This window comes from Coleofasciculus sp. E2-BRE-01 (assembly GCF_040221695.1).
Lineage (GTDB): Bacteria > Cyanobacteriota > Cyanobacteriia > Cyanobacteriales > Coleofasciculaceae > Coleofasciculus.
The window spans coordinates 1-10,331 of sequence record NZ_JAVKEA010000071.1 but is presented as its reverse complement, the minus strand read 5'-3'; the positions used below and the strand labels follow the sequence as shown (position 1 = coordinate 10,331).

The following is a 10,331-nucleotide window of genomic DNA, read 5'->3' as shown; positions in this document are numbered from 1 at the left end:
AATTGGGTTGGGTCGCCCTCTCCTATTAATTTGGCTGGAAATGCTAAAACAACAGCAGCACGTCCGATCGACTTGCTGAGTGATTTCCTTCTTTTAGTAATTCTATCTGGAGTTGCACTGAATTCAAGTTTCAGTTGCCTTACTCCCTATTAACTAGCTTAGGAAATATCAGCGTCTAAATGGTTTGCTGCTGTTGTTTTTAGAGAAGACAGATTGATTGATTTAGCCAGCGTTTTTACCTCTTTCTGTGAATCTAAACGTTGCTTTTGTATCTGTCCGGTGAAGCTTTATTTGCTTCATACTTTTACTTTACCACTCTCAAGTTGAAAGACAAGGAAATGACATGGAAGTTAACATTTGCCCGAAAAGTATTAAGTTAGGTTACGATTATGGGCAACAATTGATGAGCAGGTGATCATCCTGAACCAGTTGAAAACAGGATCAAATTGAACGATTGAGACTCTGAACTAAGTGAAAATACTTAGAGACTATTTGCAGAACACATCATTTGTGGCGTGAGAGTGGGTTTTACTGGAGGGTTATCAATGGAATGCATTGATTTTTCTCTAAACTGCCTCCTACTGACGCTGTACAGGCTTTATACCGATCGCGACTGAACTGGCAAGTGATTAGATGATGGGGTTAGTATAGCAGGGAGTATTTTTACAAAAGTTCATTCTTTAGACTCAGAAATTTCCATGACGGATAGGGTAACAACGATGTCCAACGATGTTGATGCGAAGACAGATACAGATATTGAAGCGAAAGCGAAGCAAGTCCGCCTACTGCTTTACTTGTGGGATCTGGGAGGTTCGGATGTTAAGAGGGGTGAACTGACTAAACGACTGAAACGGAAGAAAGAAACAGCCGCCGATTACCAGAATAGTTATCAGCAGTTGGAAGAAAACGGTGCGATCGCGGTTTCTCGGTATAAGGTGTCTCTGGTACAGCCGAAGGGATTGCAGATGCTGCAAGCAGGGCTGAAAAGTGAGGCGTTTGAGTTTGAGAGTCAGATTGGCGCGAGAACCGCGAATGCGTTACTCAAATGGATTCGAGAACAAGATGTGTCGGCGGGTACCGTTGGTGATGGGGCTGGGTGTGGTTCCGGGAAGACTGAGGAGAGTGCGATCGCGTCTTATGATCAATTTAAGCAAGTGGCGCTGGATGTCTACGATCAGCTTAACCGCGACTATAACTTAGATGACTTAGTACCCATATATCGGATACGGCGGACAATTGGCGATCGCGTCTCTCGTTCCCAGTTCAACGACTGGATGCTGGAAATGCAGGCGAATGACATCTTCCAGCTAATGGGGGGAGAGGTTTTAAACGTTACCCCTGATCAATTAGAAGACTCAATTACTCCGCCAGTCGGAAAATTGCGTTACTTTGCCAAGCTTGTGAATGCTGAAGCCTAATTGAAACCACTTGCTGTTTGTTCCTTCACCTGAATGATCATGACTGATTTATCTGTTTCACCGATTGAAGAAATCAATGCTGCTATCGAAGATTACAATCCGTTCAACAGTGCAGCCATTGATAAAGTCCAAAGTGTTTGGGGTAAAGGATTCCCTGATTTAAATACTCTCAATGCTCACGCTTCTCAAAAAGTGTTGGAGGTAATCAAGCAGGTTAAAACCAGCTCAGATAGTAAGGATAAGGTAGCCACTTTAGTTGTGACTGGCGATCCGGGTTCAGGGAAAACTCAACTCATTGGTCGCCTGCGCCGTCGTGTCATTGGTGATGGTAGTGCTGTATTTATCTATGCTAATGGTAGTAAGTATGGTGACTTAAATCTGTTGAGACATCAATTTCTGCAAACGTTGGTGGAAAACTTGGCGCGAGTTGGCAGTCAAGAAGTTACACAATGGCAGGAAGTGGCGGCGGCGATGGCAAATGCCAGTAATTCAAGTGGTCAGAAAACTGCCGCAGCAACAATAGTTAAGAATTTTGATAAAGCCTATGCCAAAGCTTTACAAAATAACCAAAATATGCTCAAAAAATTGAGTAGCCAGATTCTCAAAATCAAGCCGGATGCTGACCCTTATATTCTCAGGGCGATTTTGTGGACTCTTTCAGAAATGTATGCCCCCTATGCCATTGAATGGTTAGCTGGTAATGAGCTAGATCAAGAAACGGCTAACTCAATGGGTTTACCAACCAATGCTGGGAAGACATCTCAAGAACAAGAAGCAGAAGCTCTGGGTAATATACAACAAATCTTGCGCTTAGTGAGTGACCATAAACCTGTGCTGATTTGTTTTGATGAATTGGAAACCCAAGGAATATTATCTGAAGATGGGTTTACGAAAGCACAGGTAATTGTCCGCTTAGTTAAAGACCTTTACGATAATCTAGAACAGTCAGGTATTGGTAAAGGTATTGTCATGTTGACGGTAATGTTTGGGTCAACTTGGGCTGGAGAAATAGCCTCTGCCATAACTGGCACTGCAACTGCGAATAAGATTGGTGGTGGTGTGGGAGATCGGTTGTCAACAGCAACTCAAGGAAAGCCAATAGATTTAAAACCTCTTAATAGCCAATCTCTTGTTGATTTAGTTGCCTTGTGGTTGCAAAAAGAGCTATATGATCCTCGTGATTTAAAACCTCATGATCCAGTTTATCCGTTTACAGAAAGCAAACTCAGGGATATCGGTAAAGGCAAGCCGACTGTACGGGAAACTTTAGATTGGTGTGCTAAGAATTATCGCCCCAATGTTCCTATATCACTAGAAGAGAGATTTAAAAGAGCTGTTAAAGCCTCGAAGGAGGCAGACCTTGGAGATTATTTAGAGGACAATGATAAAATTGCTGATGCTCTACGTTTTGGCTTTGAGCAGTTGATAGGTGAAACATTGGAAGGGGAAACATTAACCGGACAAAAATTACGGCAACTAACAATTGAAAGCGTTGATACTGATATCAAAGTAGTCAACTCAAAGGCTCCTGCCAAGAATCTATCAAACCAAGGTTACATTAATTTCAAGGTTGTTGGCAATGAAGATGACAAAAATTTTGTCATTGGTGTAGCAGTTATTCAAAAAGGCAACGCAGCTGCACTAGGCGCTGGATTAAAGCGCTTAACGGCATACGAACGGTTTGGTTTAACTCGCGGTTGTTTAGTTCGCTCGAAAAACAAAAAAATTAACAAGACGACAAACGCTTATAAGTTACTGGAAAAACTCACATCTCAGGCAAAGGGAGGAGAATGGGCGTATCTGGAAGCTGAACAGATTAGACCTCTGATTGACCTGTATTCTGTTTATCAAAACTGCGAGACATATCAGCTTACTCAAAAGCAGGTGGCAGAATTCTCAAAACCCCAAATTTTAGAGAATCCACTACTGCGAGAAATCCTCAGCGATCCATCTGGAGAAATTGATGCAGAGACTATCGAAGATGAAGAACTCTTTGGAACGCTGTTCGACGAATCTAGTGCTGATGATACAGCCAATGATGACGACCTGAATGACCTATTCGTAGCATAGGAACATAAATTATGCTGCCAATCGCCCTACGTCTACCTGCCCCAGATATTAAAGCCTTAATCGAAGGACGCTCAATTGCCATTATCCCTCGGATATTCGTCAATCCAGGACGACAATTTGCTCTCTATCCCTCAGATACCTCCACTAACGCTCTGCCTATCGAACAATATTATCGCTCAAATTTTATCCCCACTGCCCAAAAAAGTCTGGCTGAACTTGGTTCGGAGACGGTTCAAATTAAAGCCTGGGCAAAATGCGAACGTTGTCAAGTCTTGGATGATTCCGAATCCCTTGATTTTCTATCTCAGCTAACTGTATGGACAAAAGCCGGATTAGAGCAAACTCGTGTAAAACGAGGTCATATTTTTTTAGCCTACCTGCGGGTTTATCGACTCCCGCAACCGATTGAAATCCCCGTACATCCAAGTCCCCGATTTATACCTCTCCCCCAACCTTTAACGGTGACTCAAAATACACCTGTTTTGAGTCAGACATGCTTTGAACAGCGCTGTCGCCAGATGGAAGAACGACAGCCGCCTCAGCATCCAGAATTAGAGGAATTACAGAGTGCGATAGCGAAGCGCTGCTGCTTACAGCAGATCGCGCTATTATCAAACCATAATCTAGCGGCTAAAGAACTTGACCAAGATATCAAACAATTCTTGGGATGGAATAGCCAATCAATCGGGAGATTTGACTCTGATTTCATCTGGATTAAAACAATCGCCGATGTCGGCAACTCTAGCGATGGTCATCAATTTGAAAAACTGGTACGGAAAAGCTTACTAAAACTAGGATTTACCAACTCTAGAAATGACCCCAAAGCCAGCCTAAATCCAGAAGCAACTGGTGGTGCTGGCGGGATTGACTTTTATGCAGATGCACCTTATCCCATTGTTGGCGAATGCAAAGCCACCAAAAGTGAAAAGATACCCAGTACAACTCCGGGACAATTAATCCAACTGGGGAACAATCATCTCCAACAAGACTATGCTCCTTGTCTCAAACTCATTGTTGCCGCCGGTGAATTAACCCCAGATGCTTTACGAACAACTTTAAATAATCAGATTAGCGTGATTCGTCCAGAAACTCTCCAACATCTCGTGGAATTGCAAGCCCAGCATAAGGGTGCTATCGACTTGCTGAAACTCAAAGCCTGCTTGCAAGATGCTTATGGGTTAGCCGATGATAAAATTGAGCAATACCTGGTAGAAGTACGTCAAGCCATCGCCGTGCGATCGCACATTGTCCAATCCGTTAAATCCTTCCAGGAAAATGCAGGGTTAGGCGAAGTGGGAGTTGATGCGATTTATGGTGCGTATATCGGTTCGAGTCCCCCCAAACCCTTAATGCCGAATGAATTGCGTGATATTCTCATTGAACTATCCTCACCCTTGGCAGGTTACTTAGGGCGAAGTAAGGGTAATGAATTGAACCGCGATCGCTTCTATTTTTTGCGCGATTTACCTCTAATTCATTAAGGTTAAAAAACCTTTTGTTGGGGACTATTCATGAACATCTGTCTCAACTTCATGTTGAAACCCCTACTAAATAAGAGATACCCCTAAATCCCCCATGGAACAAAAAGCGAAGCAACATCTGGTCTCCCCCTTTTGAAGGGGGACGGAAGGGGGATCAAAAGGGGGACGGAAGGGGGATCTAATAGGGGGACGGAAGGGGGATCTAAAAAGGGAAGAGGAGGATCTAAAAAGGGAAACTTCCATTTTCACAAAAGCTAGGGGTAAGAAAATGCAGAGTAATTAAGACGCCCAGAATCGCACTGACAATTATACCTGTAGCAATTCGTTTAATTCGTACAAACTGTGCCAACTGACTCGCCCAAATATATTCTCGGTGTTCTTGAAGTGGCAATGGTGTACTATTATCTGATTTAGCCAACCAAGTTGTTGCTTCCCAGAGTTGTTTACCGCGTAGCAAATAGCTGCGATCCCGATCATGAGAAACCCAGTCCCGCCAGAGTCCGTAGAATTTGGTATGTAATCTGGCGTCTTCTGGATTAATATTGAGAGCATCCAACAATTTAGTTAAGCAAACGTCAAATTTTTCTTCTGGAGTAAAAAACATCCAGTTGATAGATCGCAGTGATAGAGGAACTGGAGCAGGTTGCTCAATCACAATCGGAAAAATCCGTTTACCTTGACTTAAAGCATACTCTAACTCTTGACCACAAACCTTAGATATCGCTGAGTTTGGAGTTAGCATAAATAGAAAATAATCCGAATCTTCAATCCCTCGCTTAATTTCCTCCCACCACTCAACCGCTGGTGGAATATCTTCCCAATCTACCCAGATTTCATAATTCGGAGACAAAGCGGTGTAGAGCTTTTGAACGAATACTTTGTCCTTGTGGGAGTAAGAGAAAAATAACATACTGCCACGCTCTTGAATGTCCAGTTTTCGGAAACGAGACTGGAATAAAGACAGCAGATTCTTGGTAAAACGCGGCGGAAGAGAATGAGTCCTTGGCGTGTGAATGCTAGTCATCTGATATCTAGAAATATACTATAAGGCTTGACTTTTCGGAGACTTCACAGCCGCCAGGAAATTTTCCGGACATTGTTAAAAATTCTTGATAATTTTGGTAGAATAACTTTTGATATATTAATTTTCTCTAAGTTATTAGTCAAATTTCGAGTATCGACAGCTTTGTCCCTTGAAAAGAACTGAATTCGTGGGTGAAGTCGATTGAACCATAGGGAGATGTGCCAGGATCACGCCTTCGGTAACCTAAACCTAAACCCAACTCAAGGAGAGAATAATGCTGAAGAATTCCCAAACGCCCAATCAGACAAACCCAGAAAAGGGTGCAGAGAGTGGCAATTCAGACTCCATCAATCTGGATGCGATCGCCACTGACACCACCAACGCGATTAACCAACTCCCCACAGCCACACAGACGCAGCTTACAGGAACCAAAGAACTCCTGAGACAACTACAGCGTATTATTGAGGCGGAGGATAACTTATCCTCCCAAGACAAAGCCCAAGCCTTAGAACAGGTGAAGATACTCGCCGAAGCCGGGAAGAATCCCCAAGCGCCACAGAAACAGAAACAAGCCCAAACCGCCATTAGAATTTTACGCGGGATGATTGCCGAATTACCCAACGCCCATGACTTTTTAGAAGAGAGTACGCGGATATTACCCCAACTGGCGGAGATTTTTGGTATTCCTGAATAAGTAGCGTAGCTTGGTTCCCCCCGCCGAAATGCACGAAAATGGGGATGCGGTTTACCTCAAACTCGAAGTTCCAGGCATAGACGCCAAAAATCTGGACGTACAAGTTACCGCAGAAGCCGTCTCCATTAGTGGTCAACGCCAAGCTGAAACCAAGACTGATCAAAAAGGTGTTACGCGAAGTGAATTCCGCTATGGCAAATTCCAACGGGTAATTCCCTTACCCGCTCGAATTCAGAACGATAAAGTGGAAGCCGATTACCAAGATGGCATCTTGATGCTAACTCTGCCCAAAGCAGAAGCCGAAAAAACCAAAGTAGTCAAAGTTAACATCGGCTAATCTTAGCCAAACACTCCTATGGGCGCACCGACGTGCGCCCTATTTACCTGAAAAACCTATTGTTGAGAATGGCGCTAAGTAATCGTTATGTAGGGTGGGTTAGGCGGGACTTAAAGTCAGGCAATAAACCTTTAATGGACTATCCGCCGTAACCCACCGATATTTAGGTGAAGATGTTTTATAGCGGACAAAATTTATGTCCAGATACTTACGCCTTGAACAAGGGCGCAAGGATAGTGTCCCTACGGATAGATTGGCAATAATCCAGGACAAATTGCAATTAAAGGAACTGACTAAATCTCGAATCCGCTTGTAGGGTTTTCAGTACCTGCTTAATTTCTTGGGTGCGGTCTTTTTTCACAATTAACGTCACCCCACCATCTCGGACAACCACCACATCTTCTAAGCCAATCGTCACAATCACCTCATCCTGATCACTGGTATAAAGAATCGCCCCTTGGGTATCTTTCCCTACATGAGTTGCCAGTTCCACATTCGCCGCCTCTCCCTTGTGCAACCGTTCTAAAGCATTCCAATCTCCCAAATCATCCCAATCAAACGTAGTCGGGAGAACATAAGCCAGTTGGGTTTTCTCCATTAAGGCATAATCAATACTGATTTTAGGTAGTTTAGAATAAGCATCAATCCCCTGTTGTTGTAACGGATTGATAATATCAGCCGCATACGTGTTTAGTTCCGCTAATACGACGCCAGCCCGGAAAATAAACATCCCACCATTCCAGCTAAATTTCCCCGTCGCCAGAAATTTCTCGGCTGTTTCTCGGTCTGGCTTTTCTGTAAATCGAGCCACCCGATAAATTGGTAAATTATTAAACGTTCCGGCGGGTTCTCCTTGTTCAATATAACCGTAACCTGTAGAGGGGTAGTCCGGGGCAATTCCCAAGGTGACAATCGCCGCTTCAGTCGCCGCTAACTGAGTCGCCGCCTCAATCGTCTGTTGAAACGCCTGCTGATCCGCAATCCAATGGTCTGCTGGAAAAAAGCCAACCACCGCATCTTCTCCATAGTGATGTGCAATTTCTAAGGTTGCCCACGCCACAGCAGGTGCAGTATCCCGCCCTTCGGGTTCGGCTAATATATGCTCACTATCAAGTTGGGGTAACTGTTCTCGCACCCCGTCGGCTAATTGAGCCGATGTGATCACCCAGACATTGGCTGAACCTCCTGCCAATTGACTGAGACGGTCAGCCGTGGTTTGTAATAAACTCTTTCCACTACCATCTAAACTTAAGAACTGCTTAGGTCGGTGTTTGCGGCTAAGGGGCCAAAACCGTTCACCTTTGCCGCCAGCTAAAATTACAGGTATTAATTGATTCATTGTCCATGCTATTCTGATTGTCTGCTACATCCTAGCCTGGGAGAGCGGAGGCGCGGAGGAAGCTGAGGGAGCTGGGGGAGCTGGGGGAGCTGGGGGAGCTGGGGGAGCAGAGGAGTTAACTATGACCTTGAGCAAAGTGAAGGGTCAAAACTTGCCCAAGATGAATGGGGATTGGGCGGCTAACGTTATAATCCAGCAATAGATTCGCTGAACGTCAAAGAATCCAGAACAGTTGGTGTGTGGTGAGGATAAAACAACGTGTCGAATAGTTCCCAAACTAGCTGGGGTTTTCAAGTCTCCCATCCCGAAGATTATACGCGATCGCAGGGCGACTCTGATGTCGCTGAAAATGATGCTGAAAATGATACTGGGGGTTCCCCGCCTCCCCCACCGCCAGAGGGTGATGACGGAGAGTCCCATTCCGATGATCATTCAAATAAATCCAGTGGTGGTCGCTATATGCGCTGGTTTCTGTGGAGTGCGGCGTTTATCTTAACCGCTACAGTATCTGCTACCTTGGGCGCAACGGTTGCCCTAATTACCCCTCTGTCCCCCTTAATCGTGCCGCAAAATTTTGTCCCTGGCGCGAAAGAAAATTCCTGGCGACAAGCGTTTCGCTATGATTTAGCCCGACCCGTCAACATCCTGGTCATGGGAATTGACCGCGTTTCCGATAATGACAAAAACTCCTCCGACGTTTTCAGTGGTCGCAGTGATACTATGCTACTGTTACGCCTCGACCCGACAGAAGAGTCCGTGACGATGCTTTCCATTCCTCGGGATACCCAAGTGGAACTTCCTGAGGTAGGACTTGCCAAAATCAATGATGCCAATGTGGAAGGGGGTGCAGCGTTAGCCGCACGGGTGGTGAGTCGTACTCTGAATGATGCACCCGTTGATCGCTATGTGCGGGTGACTACGGATGCATTTCGGGAATTGGTAGACCTGGTGGGGGGAGTTGAGGTGTTTGTTCCCTATCCGATGCAGTATGAGGATGTCACCCAGGATTTGTACATTGATTTAGAACCGGGATGGCAAATCTTAAATGGAGACCAAGCCGAACAGTTTGCTCGATTTCGTAAAGACGGCTACGGCGACATTGGTCGAGTTCAGCGCCAACAAACGCTACTCAAGGCGCTGCGTCAACGGTTGCTCAGTCCCAAGGTGCTACCGCGTTTACCCCAAATCATTCGGGTGATGCAGCAATATATTGATACCAATCTCAGTTTAGAAGAAATGCTGGCGCTGGTGGGCTTTGGCTTAGATTTAGACAAAGATGATTTTCAGATGGTACTTTTGCCCGGTCGCTTCAGTGATCCAGAGGAATATGTTGCCAGCTATTGGATTATGGATTCTGCCGGACGCGATCGCGTTATGCAACAATACTTTCAGCAAACCCTTGACTGGAGTTCATCGGAGATTCGGCGTTCTCCCCAAAGATTGCGAATTGCGATTCAAAATGCCACAGATGACCCGCAATTAGCTCACGAAGTTGCTCGGTATTTGGCGAAAAACGACTTCTATAATGTCTACATCATACAGGATTGGCCCGATCAGGTACGCGAAACTCAGATTATTGTGCAACAAGGCGATTTGAAAGCAGCAACCACCTTAAAAAGGGTTTTGCAACTTGGTCACGTCGAAGCCTCTTCCACAGGAGATATTGAATCCGATTTAACCATTCGTGTGGGTGAGGATTGGTTGATTCGGCATCCAGAAGCGGAGGAATAATGCTGAGGGAGCAGGGGGAGCTGGGGGAGCAGAGGGAGCAGGGGGAGCAGAGGGAGCAGGGGGAGCAGGGGGAGCAGGGGGAGCAGAGGGAGCAGAGGGAGCAGGGGAAGATGAGGGAGATGGGGGAGGTGAATGATCAATGATTAGAAAAGAGTTTTATGTGTAGGGGCGGGTTTCACTACTATCGTTTTTTGCCCACCCTAATGTAACTAAACCCGCCCTGTCTAAATGATGAAT

General features: G+C 45.2%; 7 protein-coding genes and 1 pseudogene. 6 read left to right on the top strand and 2 right to left on the bottom strand.

What is annotated here, in order from left to right; genetic code table 11:
* Nucleotides 1-719 precede the first annotated feature (719 nt).
* Genes RIG66_RS08960 through RIG66_RS08950 form a run of 3 tightly spaced genes read left to right on the top strand, consistent with a single transcriptional unit; the run spans nt 720 to nt 4,969 of the window.
* A complete protein-coding gene (locus RIG66_RS08960) occupies nt 720-1,418 on the top strand; it encodes a hypothetical protein (RefSeq protein ID WP_446377209.1) in 699 nt (232 codons plus the stop codon).
* Nucleotides 1,419-1,457: 39 nt separating this feature from the next.
* Nucleotides 1,458-3,488, top strand: coding sequence for a P-loop NTPase fold protein (locus RIG66_RS08955; RefSeq protein WP_446377207.1), 2,031 nt, complete (start codon nt 1,458-1,460; stop codon nt 3,486-3,488).
* 11 nt (nt 3,489-3,499) lie between these two features.
* Nucleotides 3,500-4,969, top strand: a complete 1,470-nt coding sequence (locus tag RIG66_RS08950) for a DUF1802 family protein (protein ID WP_446377205.1) — start codon at nt 3,500-3,502, stop codon at nt 4,967-4,969.
* A 223-nt stretch (nt 4,970-5,192) separates the two neighbouring features.
* Here RIG66_RS08950 and RIG66_RS08945 read toward each other — a convergent pair whose 3' ends face one another.
* Nucleotides 5,193-5,993 (bottom strand): toll/interleukin-1 receptor domain-containing protein, encoded by an 801-nt coding sequence (locus RIG66_RS08945; RefSeq protein WP_446377203.1) that lies wholly within the window; start codon nt 5,991-5,993, stop codon nt 5,193-5,195.
* Nucleotides 5,994-6,267: 274 nt separating this feature from the next.
* Between RIG66_RS08945 and RIG66_RS08940 the strand changes: the two genes are divergently transcribed.
* Nucleotides 6,268-6,687 carry a hypothetical protein gene (locus RIG66_RS08940; protein ID WP_446377201.1) on the top strand — a complete coding sequence of 140 codons (420 nt, stop codon included), beginning with the start codon at nt 6,268-6,270 and terminating at the stop codon, nt 6,685-6,687.
* Between the two features lie 7 nt (nt 6,688-6,694).
* Nucleotides 6,695-7,024 (top strand): annotated as a pseudogene (locus tag RIG66_RS08935) (Hsp20/alpha crystallin family protein); the annotation flags it as partial.
* Between the two features lie 280 nt (nt 7,025-7,304).
* Here RIG66_RS08935 and RIG66_RS08930 read toward each other — a convergent pair.
* Nucleotides 7,305-8,363 carry a mannose-1-phosphate guanylyltransferase gene (locus RIG66_RS08930; protein ID WP_446377199.1) on the bottom strand — a complete coding sequence of 353 codons (1,059 nt, stop codon included), beginning with the start codon at nt 8,361-8,363 and terminating at the stop codon, nt 7,305-7,307.
* Between the two features lie 258 nt (nt 8,364-8,621).
* Here RIG66_RS08930 and RIG66_RS08925 point away from each other — a divergent pair, with 258 nt between their 5' ends.
* On the top strand, nt 8,622-10,094 hold the full coding sequence (locus tag RIG66_RS08925) for an LCP family protein (RefSeq protein ID WP_446377197.1): 1,473 nt from the start codon (nt 8,622-8,624) through the stop codon (nt 10,092-10,094).
* Nucleotides 10,095-10,331 lie beyond the last annotated feature (237 nt).

Bases quoted from the DNA above. Each gene is read 5' to 3' on its own strand.
- RIG66_RS08960 (WP_446377209.1), top strand. From the start codon at position 720: ATGTCCAACGATGTTGATGCGAAGACAGATACAGATATTGAAGCGAAA.
- RIG66_RS08945 (WP_446377203.1), bottom strand. From the start codon at position 5,993: ATGACTAGCATTCACACGCCAAGGACTCATTCTCTTCCGCCGCGTTTT.
- RIG66_RS08930 (WP_446377199.1), bottom strand. From the start codon at position 8,363: ATGAATCAATTAATACCTGTAATTTTAGCTGGCGGCAAAGGTGAACGG.
- RIG66_RS08950 (WP_446377205.1), top strand. From the start codon at position 3,500: ATGCTGCCAATCGCCCTACGTCTACCTGCCCCAGATATTAAAGCCTTA.
- RIG66_RS08940 (WP_446377201.1), top strand. From the start codon at position 6,268: ATGCTGAAGAATTCCCAAACGCCCAATCAGACAAACCCAGAAAAGGGT.
- RIG66_RS08955 (WP_446377207.1), top strand. From the start codon at position 1,458: ATGACTGATTTATCTGTTTCACCGATTGAAGAAATCAATGCTGCTATC.